Here is a 17446-nt window from a genome sequence, read left to right as displayed (position 1 = left end):
ATCAGGTCGTCGGTAAAGAACGCGACGTGCTGGATACCTTCGCCGTTGAACTGCATCAGGAACTCTTCAATTTGCCCCGCACCTTTGGACGACTCTTCGTTCAATGGGATGCGGATCATGCCGTCCGGTGCGGACATGGCTTTGGAGGTGAGGCCGGTGTATTCGCCCTTGATGTCGAAGTAGCGAACCTCACGGAAGTTGAACAGTTTTTCATAGAAGGTCGCCCAATACGCCATGCGTCCGCGATAGACGTTGTGGGTCAGATGGTCAATAAACTTCAAGCCGGCGCCTTCTGGGTGACGGTCGACACCCTCGATGAAATTGAAGTCGATGTCGTAGATCGATGTGCCTTCGCCGAAGCGGTCGATCAAGTACAACGGCGCGCCGCCAATGCCCTTGATCGCGGGCAGGCGCAGCTCCATTGGCCCGGTGGCGATTTCGATCGGTTGCGCGCCCAGTTCCAGCGCCCGGTTGTAGGCTTTCTGCGAATCCTTGACCCGCAATGCCATGCCACACACTGAAGGGCCGTGCTCCGCCGCAAAATACGACGCCTGGCTGTGGGGCTCGTTGTTGAGGATGATGTTGATCGCGCCTTGGCGGTAGAGCGACACATTCTTCGAACGATGATTGGCGACTTTGGTGAAGCCCATTATCTGGAACACGGGCTCAAGTGTGTCAGGCGTCGGCGAGGCGAACTCGATGAACTCAAAGCCCATCAGGCCCATCGGGTTTTCATAAAGGTCAGTCATGGTCGTGCTCCGGGAAAAGTGAAAAGCGGGGGAAGCCGATGTCACTTTCCAGCGGGTGGCGCGCAGGGAATGCCCCGTACGCTGCGGGCGAGAAAATCGCCGAAGATCAACTGCAGACCAAAGTTTTTCATGGGAAAGAGGTTACTCCGGCTTATCAGGTTGCGCATCTGGATGGGCGTGCCGAAAAGCGCGATGCTCAAGCGTCCATTGCTCTACGCGACAGATACGCGGAAAACCGCTGAGGTCGACATTGAAACGTCGTGCCGCATATAACTGAGGCAGCAGGTAAACATCCGCCAACCCCACTGCACCGAAGCAGAAGCCTTCGTCGCCGATCAGGGCTTCAACCGTTTTGAAACCTTCGCTGATCCAATGGCCGATCCAGGCCTGCACCTCATCGTCATCATGACCCAGCCCGCGCAATCGATTGAGGACCGCGATGTTGTGCAGCGGATGGATGTCGCAGCCAATCAGCGCTGCTACTTCGCGGTGCCGGGCACGATGTAGCAAGCCGTCCGGCAACAGCGCTGGCAACGGAAAGCGTTCTTCAAGGTATTCGATGATCGCGCTGGACTGAATGATGACCTCACCGGAATCGAGCCTCAGCGCAGGCACCCTGCCCTGGGGATTGATGGCGATGTAGTTAGGCATATGCTGCTCGCCACCGTCGCGAACAAGATTCACCGGGATGGCGTTGACGTCCAGCCCCTTGAGCGCCAATGCGATACGCACCCGGTAGCTGGAGGTCGAGCGGTAATAAGTGAAGAGGTCCACGGTGCTTGCCTGCCGTTACGTTGTTGTTCTTGGATATTTTCGTAATCTATTTACGCATTGCGTAAATTGCGGGTTTGACCACCGACTGTCAAGGCATGGCGATGTGCGCAAGCGCAGACCAAGCCACCGTAGGAGCCGCCGAAGGCTGCGATGCAATGGGTCAGGCACACCGCAATCGCAGCCTTCGGCAGCGCCTACACACGAGGATGTATTTGTTGTGGGAAAGACGCCCAACTCACGTCCAGCCCTCCAGGCGCAACGTCGCGCGTACCAACCGCTGCTCTTCGTTCTCGATCTCGCGCAGGCTCTCGCAAATACTCTGGATATGCGCAATAGCGGCCTTGCGTGCCTGCTCCGGCAGGCGGCCGGTCACCGCGTTGTAAAGCCTTGCATGGTGGCGGTCGATCTGCTTTTTTTGCGCTTCACGGTGATAAAGATTGTTGACCGAGGCGAACACCGTGTTGAGCAGCAAATCGGTCAGTGAACGCAACGTTTGTACCAGCACCGGGTTGTGCGAGGCCTCGCAGATAGCCAAGTGAAAGGCATGATCGAGGCGCGCGTGACTGGATGCATCGAGCTCTTTGTCGTGGGCTGCCACCAATGCGTCATAGCTGCGGGTAATCAATACAAAGTCGGCGTCGGTTCCGCGCAATGCTGCCAGCCGGGCCGACTCGCCTTCCAGCAAGCTGCGAACCTCGAATAAGTCGTACAGCGTGCGTGGCTGCGAGCCGAATAAATGCAGCAGTGGCGAATTGGTGGTCAGGCCATTCATCCGGGCGACGAATGAGCCCTTGCCTTGCTGGGTATCGATGATGCCTCGGGCCCGCAACAATTTGAGCCCTTCGCGCAAGGCGGTGCGCGACACACCTAGTTTTTCGGTCAGGCGCCGTTCGGACGGCAACAGTTGGCCGACCTTCAAAACGCCGTCGACGATCAGCCGCTCAATGCGTTCGCTAACGACATCAGCGACCTGCGGCGCACGTGGTATTGCGGTGTTCTGCATAGTGACTCCAACTGGTATGACCAGCAGCGCTAATAAAAACTAAAAGCACTCGTCCTAATTTCAATTAATTGATTTATATAGATTTATATAAACAATTGTTGCTTATCCAGAAAATAAACTGGTTCGACCACTGCTCGAAAGCATGGACAGTAAAGCCGTAACGGCCAATGATGCAAGCCAGTAGAACGTTCATCCATAGAACGGCCTGATAAAAACAAACAGGGTTGCGAACCCAACATGAATATTTTGTATGACGAACGCGTCGATGGCGCGTTGCCTGCCACTGACAAAGCCCAGTTGCTGCAAGCCTTGCAGACCACTCTGCCTGATCTGGACATCCTTTACCGCGACGAAGAATTGCGTCCGTACGAATGCGACGGCCTTTCTGCGTATCGCACCAAACCGATGCTGGTGGTACTGCCAGAACGCATGGAACAGGTACAAACCCTGCTCAAGTTGTGTCACGCACGCAATGTACCGGTGGTCGCACGTGGTGCGGGCACCGGACTTTCCGGGGGTGCCCTGCCTCTGGAAAAAGGCGTGTTGCTGGTGATGGCGCGCTTTAACAAAATCCTGCACATCGACCCCGCCGCACGCTTTGCCCGCGTACAACCTGGGGTGCGCAACCTGGCGATTTCTCAAGCCGCCGCGCCATTTGACCTGTATTACGCACCCGACCCCTCCTCACAGATTGCCTGCTCCATCGGTGGCAACGTCGCCGAAAACGCGGGCGGCGTGCATTGTTTGAAATACGGCCTTACCGTTCATAACTTGCTGAAGGTCGACATCCTCACGGTCGAAGGCGAGCGCATGGTGCTCGGCTCCGAAGCGCTGGACTCTCCCGGCTTCGACTTGCTGGCGCTGTTCACCGGCTCCGAAGGCATGCTCGGGATCATCACCGAAGTCACGGTTAAGTTGCTGCCCAAGCCACAAGTCGCGCGGGTACTGCTGGCGGCGTTCGACTCGGTGGAAAAAGCCGGACGCGCCGTGGGCGACATCATTGCCGAGGGGATCATCCCTGGCGGCCTTGAGATGATGGACAACCTGGCCATTCGCGCCGCCGAAGACTTCATTCACGCCGGCTACCCGGTGGACGCCGAAGCGATCCTGTTGTGCGAACTCGATGGCGTCGAAGCCGATGTGCATGACGACTGCGACCGCGTACGCGCGGTCCTGGAAAAAGCCGGCGCCACCGAAGTACGCCAAGCCAAAGACGAAGCCGAACGGGTACGTTTCTGGGCCGGTCGCAAGAATGCCTTCCCGGCGGTAGGTCGACTGTCGCCGGATTACTACTGCATGGACGGCACCATCCCGCGTCGGGAATTGCCGGGCGTGTTGCAGGGCATTTCCGCGCTGTCTGAGGAATACGGCTTGCGCGTCGCCAACGTCTTTCACGCCGGTGACGGCAACATGCACCCATTGATCCTGTTCGATGCCAACCAGCCAGGCGAACTGGATCGGGCCGAAGCCTTGGGGGGCAAGATTCTCGAACTGTGCGTGAAGGTCGGCGGCAGTATCACCGGCGAGCACGGCGTCGGCCGCGAGAAGATCAATCAGATGTGCGCGCAGTTCAACAGCGACGAACTGACTTTGTTCCACTCGATCAAGGCGGCCTTCGACCCCAGCGGCATGCTCAACCCAGGCAAGAACATTCCGACACTGCATCGCTGCGCCGAATTCGGTGCGATGCATGTGCATATGGGCAAGCTGCCCTTCCCTGAACTGGAGCGTTTCTGATGGGCGCCGAACGTCAACCACACAACACGCTGCAGGATCACGACGCCAGCCAAGTATTGCTCGAACAAGTCAATCAGGCGATTCAGGTTGGCACGCCGCTGCGCATTCAGGGCGCCAACAGCAAGGCGTTTCTCGGTCGAGAAGTAGCCGGCGAAGTGCTCGACACCCGGCAACATCGGGGCATCGTCACCTATGACCCGACTGAGCTGGTGATCACCGCCCGCGCCGGCACGCCACTGAGTGAGTTGTCCGCAGCGCTCGATGCCGCTGGGCAAATGCTTCCCTGTGAGCCGCCGACCTTCAGCGACAACGGCGTTACTGACGCAACAGTGGGCGGGATGGTCGCTGCCGGCTTGTCAGGGCCACGTCGCCCATGGGCGGGCTCGGTGCGCGACTATGTACTCGGCACCCGCGTCATCACCGGGCACGGCAAACACCTGAAGTTCGGCGGCGAGGTCATGAAGAATGTCGCAGGGTACGACCTTTCGCGCTTGCTGGCCGGCAGTTTTGGCTGCCTGGGATTGATCACCGAAGTCTCGTTGAAAGTCCTGCCGAAACCGCGCCTGTGTACCAGCATCGCATTGGAAATGGACGTTGATCATGCCCTCGCTCGTTTGTCGGAATGGGGCCAACAGCCGCTGCCAATCAGCGCGGCCAGCCATGACGGCCGTGTGCTGCGCTTGCGCCTGGAAGGTGGCGAAGGCTCAGTGGCGGCAGCACATGACCGCTTGGGCGGCGAGTCTATCGACCCCGCTTATTGGGGCGAACTGAATGCGCATCGCCTTGAGTTCTTTACCGACGGCCGCCCGTTGTGGCGCTTGTCGGTACCGAACAATACCGGCGTACTGAGCCTGCCGGGCGATCAGTTGATCGATTGGGGCGGCGCGCAACGCTGGTTGAAATCCGACGCCACGGGCAGCGAAATCCGCGCCATCGTCAGCGAAGTCGGTGGCCATGCGATGTGCTACAGCCACGGTTTGGACGACAGCCCGTTTCAACCGCTGGCCTCACCTCTGCTGCGCTATCACCGCCAACTCAAGGCCCAACTCGATCCGCACGGAATCTTCAATCCGGGCCGAATGTACGCAGAGATCTGACCATGCAGACCACCTTGAGCGAACAGGCCAAACGCCTGCCCCGTGGCGAAGAAGCCGAAAGCATTCTGCGCAGCTGCGTGCATTGCGGGTTTTGCAACGCGACCTGCCCGACCTATCAGCTGTTGGGCGATGAATTGGACGGCCCGCGCGGCCGGATTTATCTGATCAAGCAGGTGCTGGAAGGCAACGAAGTCACCGAGAAAACCCAACTGCACCTGGACCGTTGCCTGTCGTGCCGTAACTGCGAAACCACCTGCCCGTCTGGCGTCAACTATCACAACCTGCTGGACATTGGCCGCGCCGTGGTGGACGCCGCCGTACCGCGCCCTCTCGGCCAGCGCTTGCTGCGCGACAGCTTGCGTGCGGTTGTGCCAAACGCCGGATTGTTCAAATCGCTGACGCAGATCGGCAATGCCTTCCGGCCACTGCTGCCCGGTAGCCTGAAAACCAAGTTACCCAGTGATATTCGTCCGGCAAAAGCCAGGCCGACGCAGCAACACGCGCGCCAGGTGTTGATGCTTGAAGGTTGTGTATTGCCTGCGTTGTCGCCCAATACCAATGCGGCCACGACACGGGTGCTGGACCGTCTGGGTATCAGCGTCAAATCCATTACGCAGGCAGGGTGCTGTGGCGCAGTGGATTACCACTTGAATGCGCAGGACGCGGGGCTTGATCGCGCTCGGCGCAATATTGATGCGTGGTGGCCAGCGATTGAAGCTGGCGCCGAAGCTGTCGTACAAACCGCCAGCGGCTGTGGCGCGTTCGTCAAGGAGTACGGGCACCTGCTGCGTGACGATCCGGCCTATGCGAGCAAAGCGGCGAAAGTCAGTGAGCTGACCAAGGATCTGGTGGAAGTGCTGCGCGCCGAACCACTGGAAAAACTGGGCTCCTGTACCAGCCAGAAACTGGCATTCCATTGCCCGTGTACGCTGCAACATGCGCAGAAACTCGGTGGCGCCGTGGAAGCGGTGCTCACACGATTGGGCTTCAACTTGACCAGCGTACCGGACAGTCATCTATGCTGCGGTTCGGCAGGAACCTACTCGATCACCCAGCCACAGCTTTCGAAACAGTTGCGCGATAACAAGATGAATGCGCTGGAAAGCGGCAAGCCGCAAGTCATCGCCACCGCCAACATTGGCTGCCAGACCCATCTAAGCGGTGCTGGCCGCACCCCGGTCAAGCATTGGATCGAACTGATCGAAGATGCTCTGCACTAACGCAGACGTCCTCAAAACCTACAACACCGTTAGGAGAACCGCATGAAAACCAAGTCCGTACTGACCCAGACCGAAGTCACCCAGATCATCGCTGCCGCCCGCGCAGAAGCGCAGAGCAACAGCTGGGTGGTGTCCATTGCAGTGGTCGACGACGGTGGTCACCTGCTGGGCTTCGAGCGCCTCGACGGTTGTGCGCCGATTGGCGGCTACATTGCCATCGAAAAAGCCCGCACCTCGGCCTTGGGGCGTCGTGAATCCAAGGGTTATGAAGAGATGATCAACAATGGCCGAACAGCGTTCACCACAGCGCCCCTGTTGACCTCGCTCGAAGGCGGCGTGCCAGTGATCGTCGACGGCGAAGTGATTGGCGCCGTGGGTATTTCCGGGGTCAAAGCCGATCAGGACGCACAGATTGCCAAGGCCGGTGTAGCGGCGGTGAATGCGGGCTGATCCTGCCCCTGCGCAATCCCCTTTAAGAGCTGACGAAGGCTGCGAAGCGGTATACCTGACACACCGGGATCGCAGCCTTCAAATCATCAGCTCCTACAGATCAAGCATCGACTGAACTATACAAACGGAGAACCCGAGATGACCGAATTCGTCAACCGCCAGCGCCTGAAGGTAGCGGCCAGTCTGCAACGTTTTGTCGACGAGGACGTGCTTCCCGGAACCGGACTCAACCCGGATATTTTCTGGGCCGACCTCGATTCGCTGGTGCATGATCTGGCACCGATCAACCGCGAGCTGCTGGCCGAACGCGACCGATTGCAGGCCGAGCTGGACAAATGGCACAAAGCCCGTCCCGGCCCAGTCAAAGATATGCCCGCTTACCGCGCCTTTCTCGAATCGATCGGCTATTTGCAACCGGTGCCTGCGCAAGTCCAGGCCGGCAGTAGCAAGGTCGATCAGGAAATCAGCGAGCAAGCCGGCCCGCAACTCGTCGTACCTGCCGCCAACGCACGCTATGCCCTGAACGCTGCCAATGCGCGCTGGGGTTCGCTGTACGACGCGTTGTATGGCACCGATGCTATTTCCAGCGCCAACGGCGCCGAAATCACTGCTGGCTACAACCCGTTGCGCGGTGCCAAGGTCATCGCCTTCGCTCGTGCGCTGCTTGACGACGCCGCCCCCCTGAGCAACGGCTCCCATGTTGATGCCACGGCTTACGCAATCGACAGCGGCAAGCTGTTGATCACCCTTGCAGATGGCAGCCAGACACCACTGGCGCAACCCGAGAAATACGTCGGATACCAGGGTCAGCCAGCCCAACCAACGGCGATCCTGCTGAAGAATCACGGTCTGCACATCGAAATCCAGATCGACCCGAAAAGCCCGATTGGCAGTACCGACCCGGCAGGCGTTAAAGACCTGCTGCTGGAAGCGGCACTGTCGACCATCATCGACTGCGAAGACTCGGTTGCGGCAGTGGATGCCGAGGACAAGATCGTCATTTATCGCAACTGGCTGGGGTTGATGAAGGGCGACCTGACCGAAGATTTGGTCAAGGGCGGCAAAACCATCACCCGCCGCCTCAACGCCGACCGCGAATACATCACTGCCGATGGCAACGCCCTGACACTGCATGGCCGTTCGCTGCTGTTCATCCGCAACGTCGGTCACCTGATGACCAACCCGGCGGTGGTTTACGACGGCGACAAGGAAATCCCCGAAGGTATTCTCGACGGTGTGATGACCAGCCTGATTGCGCTGCATGACCTGCAACTGCGTGGCAACTCGCGAGCGGGCAGTGTGTACATCGTCAAGCCGAAAATGCACGGCCCGAAAGAAGTCGCGTTTGCCGATCAGTTGTTCGGCCGCATCGAAGACCTGCTGAAGATCCCGCGCAACACCCTGAAGATGGGAATCATGGATGAGGAACGACGCACCAGCGTCAACCTCAAGGCCTGCATCGCGGCGGCCGCCGCACGGGTGGCATTCATCAACACCGGGTTCCTTGATCGTACCGGCGACGAAATTCACACGGCGATGGAAGCCGGTCCAATGCTGCGCAAGGGCGACATGAAAGCCACCCCGTGGATCAAGGCGTACGAGCGCAGCAACGTGCTGGTGGGTCTGGCGTGCGGCCTGCGCGGTCGAGCGCAGATCGGCAAAGGCATGTGGGCGATGCCCGACCAGATGGCCGACATGCTGGAACAGAAAATCGGTCACCCCAAATCAGGCGCGACCACTGCCTGGGTCCCCTCGCCTACTGCGGCGACCTTGCACGCGTTGCACTACCATAAGGTCGACGTTCGGGCGGTTCAGCAGGAGCTGGAGAAGGTCAGTCTGGACAGCGTCAGTGACGAGATCCTCAACGACCTGCTGACCATTCCCGTGGTAGCCGAAGCCAAGTGGACGACCGAGCAGATTCGCGAGGAAGTCGACAACAACGCGCAAGGTTTGCTGGGCTATGTGGTGCGTTGGGTCGAGCAAGGTGTCGGCTGTTCCAAAGTGCCTGACATCCATAACGTCGGGCTGATGGAAGACCGCGCAACGCTGCGTATTTCGAGTCAGCACATCGCCAACTGGCTGCGTCATGGGGTGATTGACGAGCATCAGGTACTCGAAACCCTGGAGCGCATGGCCAAGGTAGTGGACGGGCAGAACGCTGGCGATTCGGCTTATACGCCGATGGCAGCCAATTTCGATAAGTCAGTGGCGTTCCAGGCAGCGAAGGATCTAGTGTTCAAGGGAAGGCAACAGCCGAGCGGGTATACCGAGCCGTTGTTGCATGCGTTCAGGTTAGCGTTCAAGAACAAGCAGTGATTCAGGCGCTCCTGCATGAGAATGGATTCTCTGTAGGAGCGAACGTGTTCGCGAGGCATGCTGCCTGACACTGCGCAACAATCTCTCGCCAACACGTTGACTCCTACAGGGTATGCGCGGGCATTGCTACGTACTCTCGCGCACCACCAACTCAAACCCCAGATCAATCTGGGACTGTTGCACCGAGCCATCCAACAATCCCAAGAGCAATTGCGCGGCCCGCTGGCCCACAGCTTCGCGTGGGGTGCGAATGGAGGTCAGGCGCGGCACCATGTGCGCAGAACCGGGCAGGTCGTTGAACCCGATCAACGAAACTTGCTGCGGAATCTTGATCCCCCGACGCAGCGCTTCCAAGGCAGCACCTTGGGCCAAGTCATCGTTACAGAAGAAAATCCCGTCCACATCGGGGTGCTGCTCAAGCAACCGGGCGAACAGTTCCCCTCCCAACCCAATTGAAGATGGCTGCGGTGTCGAGACCTGCAGCGTCGCGTCATACACCCCGGCCTCCTCCAACACGGCGCGAAAGCCGGTCCCCCGTTGCAGTACTCGCGGGTCCAACTGCGCCGCGACATAGGCCAGACGACGGCGTCCGCGGCTCAACAAATGACGTGCGGCGGCAGCACCGGCCTGCTGCTGCGAAAACCCGACGCAAGCCTCGGCGCGATGCGCGTCGAGCTCCATCATGTGTACACAGGGCACACCGCTGGCAGCCAACAATTGCTGAGCCGCCAAGCTGCGATCAAAACCGGTCAACAACATGCCCCGTGGACGCTGGGCGAGATGGCTGCGCAGCAAATTCTCTTCTTCCTGCGGGCAATAGTGGTAGTTGCCAATGACCACCTCCAGGCCGCGCGGACGCAAGACCGCCTGAATCGCTTCCAGGGTTTCAATAAACAGTTGGTTGGACAACGACGGCACCAGCACCACCACCGTCTGGCTCTGCGACGAGGCCAACGCTCGGGCGGCCGGGTTGGCGACATAGCCTAGACTCAGCGCGGCGGCGCGGACTTTTTCTACCAACTCCGGCGCGACCGTGACGACCCCGCGCAACGCCCGTGAGGCAGTGATGGGAGACACCGTCGCCAACTGTGCGACTTCATTGAGCGTAGGACGACCGGTGGATCGGGAACCATTACGTGTCATGCGTTGCCAACTGGATAGGAACAAAAGCCGAAGGGGTTGCAAAATGTGTCGAATGGACTCTAAGGTAGCGCTATCTCTGGGAGTCTCGCAACGCTTTCTTTGCACGCCAATTGGCCAGGATCGATGCGACTCATGAACCACCGAGATACCCATAACAATGACTATACCCGGACACAGTGTGCCGACCATTGCGTGGCATGCGAGCAAGACAGCGCTGTCTTCGGGACGAGGTTTTTATGACTACAGCTCAACCTACAATCTCTGCCCTTGTGGTAATGGGTGTCTCCGGCTGCGGCAAAAGTGTCGTTGCCGCTGAAATCGCCCTGAACAGCGCAGGCCGCCTGATCGAAGGCGACGCCTTCCACCCCCAGGCCAACATCGACAAGATGAGTGCTGGCCACCCCCTCAATGACCAAGACCGCGCAGGCTGGCTGACCCGCCTGGGTGAAGAACTGGCCGCGGCCCTGCGCAACGGCGAGCACCCCATCCTGACCTGCTCCGCGCTCAAGCGTCGCTACCGTGAAACCTTGCGTGCGGCAGTGCCCGAGTTGGGGTTTGTGTTTTTGGAGCTGAGCAAGGAAGAGGCGACCGAGCGGTGCGCCCATCGCCCAGGGCATTTCATGCCAGCCAGCCTGGTGGACAGCCAGTTCGCCACCCTTGAGCCGCCGTATGGTGAAGACCGAACGCTGATCGTTGATGCCACGCAGTCGATCGAAGAGATCGGCAAGCAAGCCGCCGATTGGTGGAGCGCTTCAAAAACCGAATCCACCCCGGACGCTCTCACCGGCTCTTGATTGCAGTTCAGGTGTGAGCGGCAAAGACAGCGCTGTCTTTAGGGCAATAATGAGTGTGGACGACAGCGTCAGACGATAGCTCCAAAAAATAAAATACAACGGAGAACCCCCCACCATGTTCGGTATGACCCAAGACACGTATCTACTTGTGGATGCGTTGGTGACCATCATCGGCCTTGTGCTGTTGATCACCCAATTCAAAGTTCACCCCTTCGTCGCACTGACCATCGCAGCGGGCTTTCTCGGCCTGACGTCCGGCATGCCGGTGGACAAGGTCATGAAGTCGTTCCAGGACGGCTTTGGTGGCGTACTGGGCTTCGTCGGTATCATCCTTGGCCTGGGCACCATGCTCGGCAAGCTGATGGCCGATTCGGGCGGTGCCGATCAGATCGCGCAGACCTTGATCCGTCGCTTTGGTAAAGAGCGCGTGCATTGGGCGATGATGTTTTCGGCGTTTCTGGTCGGTATCCCGCTGTTCTTTGAAATCGGCTTTGTGTTGCTGATTCCGCTGGTGTTCATCGTGGCGCGTCGCAGTGGCGTGTCCGTCGTCAAAATTGGCATTCCGCTGCTCGCCGGTCTGTCCGCGGTCCACGGCCTGGTGCCTCCACACCCTGGTCCTTTGCTGGCCATCGGCATCTTCAATGCCGACATCGGCAAGACTATTTTCTATGGGCTGATTATTGCCCTGCCGACCGCAATTATCGCAGGCCCCATCTACGGCAAATGGATCTCCAAATATATCCCTGGTAATCCATCCAAGGAGCTGATGGACCAAATCGCCAAGGAGTCCACCAACGAGAACCTGCCAAGCTTCGGCATCACCCTGGTGACGATCCTGTTGCCGGTGTTCCTGATGCTGCTCAAGACCTTCTCTGACGTGGTGCTGCCTAACGGCCATATGTTCCGCGTGTGGATGGACTTTATCGGTCACCCGATTGCCGCCCTGCTGTTCGCCCTGCTGCTGGCGTTCTATACGTTCGGCTCGGCGCGTGGCTTCAGCCGTGAGCAAATCATCAAACTGCTGGACCAGAGCCTGGCGCCAGTGGCTGCAATTGTGCTGATTGTCGGTGCCGGCGGTGGTTTCAAGCAAATGCTGGTGGACAGCGGCGTCGGCAACCTGATCGGGCACATGGCCGTGCAGGCACAGATCTCACCGATCCTGCTGGCCTGGCTGGTGGCAGCTGTGATTCGCGTGGCAACAGGCTCAGCTACCGTCGCGACCATTACCGGTGCCGGGATCGTCGCGCCTGTGGTCGGCATGGTGCCGGGGGTAAACCGTGAGCTGCTGGTATTGGCCACCGGCGCAGGCTCGTTGATCCTGTCCCACGTCAACGACGCTGGTTTCTGGCTGGTGAAGCAGTACTTCAACATGACCGTCGCTGAAACGCTGAAGACCTGGACCGTGATGGAAACCATCCTCTCGGTGGTCGGCATCATCCTCATCATGCTGTTGTCGCTGGTGGTGTGATTTAACGCTGAATGAACCTTAACCTGCACACCCCATAACGGGTTGTGCAGGTAGTTTCCCCTTCCTCTCCCGACACCTGCGCTTTCCTTTGAGCGGCAATCAGCACCGTAGCAGCCCACACGCGTCTTCTTTTGCAATGCCAGCCAGCCCGTTGTAACGCCGTTAAAACAACACGCTGACGAAATTCCTTCCAAAGTCGCTATCTTAGACCTTCACGCAATTGTTAATTCTCCTACACTACGCCACGAGATACCCTACAAGCCACGGAATGAAAATTTCTTCACCCCACGGCATGAGTTCTTTGCATTAAATGTGAAAGGAGTGTGCAATAGTCGCCGCCCCGGACTCGGCAACCGAACTTTACGCCAGTAAACACGGGGATTCACTGCCAAAAGCAGGTAGAACTCGCATGCCGTTTGTCCCCACAGACCCATACCGATGACAAGAAAAAGAACCTGGGGAATTAAAGTCGTACCGATGACGTCATACTGATGGACGCATTTGGATGAACTCGGCAATATCCACCACCCAAAGGCTCACGCCAGCCTCCTGGTAGAGGCGCTTCATGAGGCCATCAAGGAAAAGATTATGTTGATACTCACCCGCAAAGTCGGCGAAAGCATAAACATCGGTGACGAGATCACCGTGACCATTCTGGGCGTACAAGGCCTGCAAGTAAGGCTCGGTATCAATGCTCCGAAAAACGTATCGGTTCACCGTGAAGAGATTTATAAACGTATTCAGGCCGAGATCGCACCTAATCAAGAGCCCCAATAACACGGGCTGACTGTCTCTGAAATGCAGTCTGCTTCACCCGCAAGCAGGCTGTATATACGGCATCCGTTGATGCAAGCGCAGGTTCCGGCAACATTTTCGTACCGCTGTTGCCGCTTCTTTTCCCGCTGTTCCTACACCCTCCTCCCGCGCTAACACTGTCCCTTGTGTTGCTGCACCTTCTGAAACGGTGCGCAAGACGCGTGTTCGCCAATTGCAGCACCGCAAAACCCTCAAAAACAAAGGCGACCGGACTATTTACCGGCCGCATTCGTTTGGATTCAGAACGATAAATCAAACCGGATAGGTCAGTTGCTTGACGATTTTATCCTTGGCCAACAAGCGTTTTTCCTTGAGCTTTTTCAGTTGATCGTCAGAGATATCCCCTAATGATCCAGATTCGGCCTTTACCACTTCTGCATCGATTTCATCGTACTGAGTCACCAGCTGGTTCAATTTCCGGTCACTGTTGCGACGGGTGGTCAGGTCTTGCTTGCTGATACTCAAATCCGCAAATAAATCGTGCTTGACTGGCATGAGGCACCTCTCTTTTAACAGCGATTGAACGTTGAGTTATGAGGGTAGCTCACGCAAAAGGTTCGGGGCGTTCACGAGTAGAGAGCAAATGCCCCCAGCCGATGTCGACGAACGATGGCCGGCTAGCGCTCGCGCAACCTGCGCGCTTCGTACGATTTCAAATGCAGGTAGATGAAATCCAGCGCAGATAACAGTGGCTTTTCATGCCCAATCGCTGAGCGTCTTGCCAGCATGTCACCGATCACATGCTCGACCTCAATCGGTGCCCCGCGCTCGATATCGCGCAACATCGAGGCGGTCATCTTCGATCCAGGCGTGGTCAACATCTTCTGAAAACGCTGACGAACCTCACTGCGCAACGCATAACCGGCATGCTCGGCAATACTGGCACACTCAGCCAACAGCTTAAGCACCAAGAACTCACCTCCGCACGCCAGCACGTCACCGACACTGGCGCGCATGGACCCGGTGATGCCCGCGCCGGTGGCAATGAAACACCACTTTTCCCACATTTCCTGAACGATCTGCTGACTCAGATTGGCGTCAAAACCTGCGTCAGCGAGCGCTTCGGCGACCCGCAGGATACGTGGTGTCAACGCGCCGCTGAGTTCACCAAACGACAGCTGGTTGGTGTCGTTCAGATGCAAGATGGCGCCCGAAACATCTCGATCCAACGAAATAAGGCACTGCCCACCGAGCACATTGACGGGGTCGAACCGTTCAGCGAGACGATCAAGATGGGCCATGCCATTAAGCAGTGGCAAGATCAGCGTGTCGCGGCCTACTGCAGCCGCAAACGCGTCCATGGCGGCATCGAGGTCGTGCGCTTTGCAACTGAGCACGATCAAGTCATAAGGCTGATCCAGCATGTGTGTCAGGACATACGGAGGCGACGGATAGCCAATATTGCCCAACGGACTGCGTACGACCAAACCGTCACGGTCCAACTCATCGGCTCGCCCCGGCCTGACCAGAAAGGTGACATCGCGCCCGGCCTCCAGCAATCGCCCGCCGAAATAGCCACCTATAGCCCCCGCTCCCACGATCAATATGCGCATGTGCCGTCGATCCCTTCCAAGCCAATCAAGATGCTGCCAACGCAACAAGAATAGATGAATGTCCAAACTCTAACCAAAAGCTAGATGACGGCCAACATCTTATTTTTCAGTCCTGCGCCTCTCTGGCGTCGCGCATTCACACGAAACAGCGCACCTTAGGGGCAAAAAAAATCCCGAAGAACCCATCAGGTTCTCCGGGATTTTTCACCACCCAGGCGATCAGGAATGCGCATTGGCCAATGCCGACCACAAAAATGGCATCCGGTGTTCTTCGCGATTGGGTACTAGCTTACGGCTGAGACTGATGGGTTCAAACATTGGTTCTTGTAAGCGCGCCAGCACCGCATCGATCACCGCACCACTGGCGTGATGGTGAAACTGCCAGACACCATAAATGCGACCATCAAATGAAGCCTCGCTGCCCAAATGAGGATCGACAGCCAAACCTGCCCCAAGCCCGAACAGGTGCAATCCGTAAAGGCGCTGACCGTTGCTGTCTAATGGGCATCCGGACGGATCCGAATCCAGGCCGCCTTTTACTTCGAGTAAGTCTATGGCGCCACCACCGGCGTAATTAAGTGCTGGCAACCGTGGCTGATAGCCGGTGCATTGCACCACCACGTCCGATTCGGCCAATGCCTGGCGGGCATTCTCGAATTGCGCGTGCGGGCCGTTTTCAGTCTGGAACAGATGAACGCGTACCCCAGTCTTGCCGATGCGCCCGCAAGACAACGCCTCCCGGCCAACATCCAGTGCGCGATAACGCAGACCTCCGGAACGGTTGATACGTCCCGAAATCGGGCAGACGTCTTGTTGCGGATCGAACACATAACCGGCCTGGGTCGCCGCTTCGGCGCTTTCATAAAACAAGCGGATAGGTGAGCGGTGAACCAACGTCACTTCCTTTAGGCCAGCAAACTCAAGCGCGTCCGCCAGGTTTTCCAGCATCGAGAAGGCGCTGTGAGAACCGCCGACAACGGTGATCCTGCCGTTGCGCGCCAACGTCGGCGCAAAATAGTTGCGCAGCTGCACAGCATTCATACGCAACAGTTCGTCGGCGCTTTGGATCTGCGCCGACGGTGGTATCGCCAGGCCCTGATCCGCCAGACTGTGCAGTAAATGCTGCGGGTCCTGACGCCCACCCAGGTTAAGTACCAGCGAACGACAGCGTATGCGCCGAGTCCGCCCTTCGCACTCGACCCAAACCTGATATTCGTCGCCATCACTGACCACTTCGGTGATGGTCGTGCTGCGCCACAACTTCACCCCGTAGTGCTCGACAATGAAATCCAGAACTCGCTTCGACGCTTCAGCGAGCAATTGGGCAACGTCCGACAACTGCGGCGCGCTCTGGGCCTGACGACGAATGCGCCAATAGGCCGGTGAGTGCTCCAGAGGTTCAAACACATCACGCAAGGCCGGGTCACGCAAACAGTCAAGGAAGACATCGCCCACAGAGTTAGCGGTAATGTTGTACTCACCCAAGCGCCCGGTGCCAGGATCAGCGCTCGCATCGACAATAATCAAGCCTTCCCTGGCCATTTCCGGCATTGCTCCGCTTTTCAACGCGTTGAACAGCATGCCCATTCCCGCAGGTCCGGCTCCTCCGACGACACAACCGCAAACGGTTTCCAGATGATCTCCGTACATAGTCACTTACTCCAAATTATCGATGTGTTAGCGCTGCCCAAATTTTTCTTGGGTTATGAATGAAGGCAGTATTTTTGGCTGCTCTACTGGCAACCTTTCAAAGAGTAAAACCGAGTGACATACAACGACGAAGTAACGCTCGGCAATGCAAGACATAACTACCGTAACAAGGTGCCAGAGCAGGCCCTCGACAAACGTCAACACACTAGATATTCATTTCCAGTAGCATGCCGGACGCCCGCCTTGTTGTAGCCTTGGCGGCAGTACAACAAAAACAAACATCAAAAGAAAAAGGCCTGACCGACTGCAACGTGGGCACGGCAACGGCGTGACGGGCAAGTAATCAGGGATGCTACCGCCACGTCGCCAAGTACCTCTGGATCAGGCCTTTCAGGTGAGAGTGCCCCGCGCCTCTCGCAACTACTGCAAGTAATTACCAGCGCGAAACTTGAGCAGATAGTTTCAAAAAATCAGGCAAGTGTCAATTTTTCGTGAAATCCTCACAAAGACAACTTAAGCATTGCAACCCATTGAATATCAGTGATATTAATTTTTGACGCCATAAATACATGATTCCTCAGGCCCACCATGCATTTATAAAATAAACCACATTGATTTTTTAAGGAGTTGCCGGCCTGCACTATAGAGAGAGCTCTATTAGTTGGCAGTTTTTTGT

15 protein-coding genes are annotated in these 17446 nt (G+C 57.6%); 8 read left to right on the top strand and 7 right to left on the bottom strand.

The window, feature by feature from the left end:
* The 3 genes from VGC62_RS09085 to glcC form a co-directional block, all read right to left on the bottom strand.
* Positions 1-749, bottom strand: a 749-nt coding sequence (locus VGC62_RS09085) for a 4-hydroxyphenylpyruvate dioxygenase family protein (protein ID WP_331186739.1), incomplete at its 3' end; no start/stop codon positions are given.
* Positions 750-890: 141 nt separating this feature from the next.
* Positions 891-1523: a maleylacetoacetate isomerase gene (maiA, locus tag VGC62_RS09080; protein WP_331186738.1), complete on the bottom strand. Its 633-nt coding sequence runs from the start codon at positions 1521-1523 to the stop codon at positions 891-893.
* A gap of 235 nt (positions 1524-1758) precedes the next feature.
* Positions 1759-2526 carry a transcriptional regulator GlcC gene (glcC, locus tag VGC62_RS09075; protein WP_331186737.1) on the bottom strand — a complete coding sequence of 256 codons (768 nt, stop codon included), beginning with the start codon at positions 2524-2526 and terminating at the stop codon, positions 1759-1761.
* Positions 2527-2763: 237 nt separating this feature from the next.
* Here glcC and glcD point away from each other — a divergent pair, with 237 nt between their 5' ends.
* From glcD to VGC62_RS09050, 5 genes are all read left to right on the top strand, one after another.
* Entirely contained in the window at positions 2764-4263 is a 1500-nt protein-coding gene (gene glcD, locus VGC62_RS09070) for a glycolate oxidase subunit GlcD (RefSeq protein ID WP_331186736.1), read from the top strand.
* On the top strand, positions 4263-5360 hold the full coding sequence (gene glcE / locus VGC62_RS09065) for a glycolate oxidase subunit GlcE (protein ID WP_331186735.1): 1098 nt from the start codon (positions 4263-4265) through the stop codon (positions 5358-5360). Before glcD ends, glcE begins: the two co-directional genes overlap by 1 nt.
* Positions 5361-5362: 2 nt before the next feature.
* Positions 5363-6580, top strand: a complete 1218-nt coding sequence (glcF, locus tag VGC62_RS09060; RefSeq protein ID WP_331186734.1) for a glycolate oxidase subunit GlcF — start codon at positions 5363-5365, stop codon at positions 6578-6580.
* Positions 6581-6622: 42 nt separating this feature from the next.
* Complete coding sequence (locus tag VGC62_RS09055; protein WP_331186733.1) at positions 6623-7030, top strand: heme-binding protein; 408 nt, start codon at positions 6623-6625, stop codon at positions 7028-7030.
* 138 nt (positions 7031-7168) lie between these two features.
* Complete coding sequence (locus VGC62_RS09050) at positions 7169-9346, top strand: malate synthase G (RefSeq protein WP_331186732.1); 2178 nt, start codon at positions 7169-7171, stop codon at positions 9344-9346.
* Positions 9347-9472: 126 nt separating this feature from the next.
* Here VGC62_RS09050 and VGC62_RS09045 read toward each other — a convergent pair whose 3' ends face one another.
* Positions 9473-10489 carry a LacI family DNA-binding transcriptional regulator gene (locus tag VGC62_RS09045; protein ID WP_331186731.1) on the bottom strand — a complete coding sequence of 339 codons (1017 nt, stop codon included), beginning with the start codon at positions 10487-10489 and terminating at the stop codon, positions 9473-9475.
* A 275-nt stretch (positions 10490-10764) separates the two neighbouring features.
* Here VGC62_RS09045 and VGC62_RS09040 point away from each other — a divergent pair, with 275 nt between their 5' ends.
* From VGC62_RS09040 to csrA, 3 genes are all read left to right on the top strand, one after another.
* Positions 10765-11283, top strand: coding sequence for a gluconokinase (locus VGC62_RS09040; RefSeq protein WP_331186743.1), 519 nt, complete (start codon positions 10765-10767; stop codon positions 11281-11283).
* A 115-nt stretch (positions 11284-11398) separates the two neighbouring features.
* Positions 11399-12751, top strand: coding sequence for a GntP family permease (locus tag VGC62_RS09035; protein ID WP_331186730.1), 1353 nt, complete (start codon positions 11399-11401; stop codon positions 12749-12751).
* A gap of 588 nt (positions 12752-13339) precedes the next feature.
* Positions 13340-13528: a carbon storage regulator CsrA gene (csrA, locus tag VGC62_RS09030; RefSeq protein WP_062380972.1), complete on the top strand. Its 189-nt coding sequence runs from the start codon at positions 13340-13342 to the stop codon at positions 13526-13528.
* A 291-nt stretch (positions 13529-13819) separates the two neighbouring features.
* Here the strand turns inward: csrA and VGC62_RS09025 are convergent, their stop codons facing one another.
* The 3 genes from VGC62_RS09025 to VGC62_RS09015 all read right to left on the bottom strand — a co-directional run bounded on the left by VGC62_RS09025 (position 13820) and on the right by VGC62_RS09015 (position 16770).
* On the bottom strand, positions 13820-14062 hold the full coding sequence (locus VGC62_RS09025; RefSeq protein WP_331186729.1) for a DUF465 domain-containing protein: 243 nt from the start codon (positions 14060-14062) through the stop codon (positions 13820-13822).
* A gap of 122 nt (positions 14063-14184) precedes the next feature.
* On the bottom strand, positions 14185-15120 hold the full coding sequence (locus VGC62_RS09020) for a ketopantoate reductase family protein (RefSeq protein WP_331186728.1): 936 nt from the start codon (positions 15118-15120) through the stop codon (positions 14185-14187).
* A gap of 219 nt (positions 15121-15339) precedes the next feature.
* The gene (locus VGC62_RS09015) at positions 15340-16770 is read right to left on the bottom strand and encodes a pyridine nucleotide-disulfide oxidoreductase (RefSeq protein WP_331186727.1); all 1431 of its coding nucleotides are present in this window, start codon (positions 16768-16770) and stop codon (positions 15340-15342) included.
* Between the last annotated feature and the right edge of the window lie 676 nt (positions 16771-17446).

The organism is Pseudomonas sp. (assembly GCF_036404235.1).
Lineage (GTDB): Bacteria > Pseudomonadota > Gammaproteobacteria > Pseudomonadales > Pseudomonadaceae > Aquipseudomonas.
The sequence above is the reverse complement of the archived record's forward strand: the minus strand, read 5'-3'. Positions and strand labels throughout refer to the sequence as shown.

Bases quoted from the DNA above. Each gene is read 5' to 3' on its own strand.
- VGC62_RS09020 (WP_331186728.1), bottom strand. From the start codon at position 15,120: ATGCGCATATTGATCGTGGGAGCGGGGGCTATAGGTGGCTATTTCGGC.
- VGC62_RS09035 (WP_331186730.1), top strand. From the start codon at position 11,399: ATGTTCGGTATGACCCAAGACACGTATCTACTTGTGGATGCGTTGGTG.
- glcD (WP_331186736.1), top strand. From the start codon at position 2,764: ATGAATATTTTGTATGACGAACGCGTCGATGGCGCGTTGCCTGCCACT.
- VGC62_RS09025 (WP_331186729.1), bottom strand. From the start codon at position 14,062: ATGCCAGTCAAGCACGATTTATTTGCGGATTTGAGTATCAGCAAGCAA.
- glcF (WP_331186734.1), top strand. From the start codon at position 5,363: ATGCAGACCACCTTGAGCGAACAGGCCAAACGCCTGCCCCGTGGCGAA.
- VGC62_RS09050 (WP_331186732.1), top strand. From the start codon at position 7,169: ATGACCGAATTCGTCAACCGCCAGCGCCTGAAGGTAGCGGCCAGTCTG.
- VGC62_RS09055 (WP_331186733.1), top strand. From the start codon at position 6,623: ATGAAAACCAAGTCCGTACTGACCCAGACCGAAGTCACCCAGATCATC.
- VGC62_RS09040 (WP_331186743.1), top strand. From the start codon at position 10,765: ATGGGTGTCTCCGGCTGCGGCAAAAGTGTCGTTGCCGCTGAAATCGCC.
- glcC (WP_331186737.1), bottom strand. From the start codon at position 2,526: ATGCAGAACACCGCAATACCACGTGCGCCGCAGGTCGCTGATGTCGTT.
- glcE (WP_331186735.1), top strand. From the start codon at position 4,263: ATGGGCGCCGAACGTCAACCACACAACACGCTGCAGGATCACGACGCC.
- VGC62_RS09045 (WP_331186731.1), bottom strand. From the start codon at position 10,489: ATGACACGTAATGGTTCCCGATCCACCGGTCGTCCTACGCTCAATGAA.
- VGC62_RS09015 (WP_331186727.1), bottom strand. From the start codon at position 16,770: ATGTACGGAGATCATCTGGAAACCGTTTGCGGTTGTGTCGTCGGAGGA.
- csrA (WP_062380972.1), top strand. From the start codon at position 13,340: ATGTTGATACTCACCCGCAAAGTCGGCGAAAGCATAAACATCGGTGAC.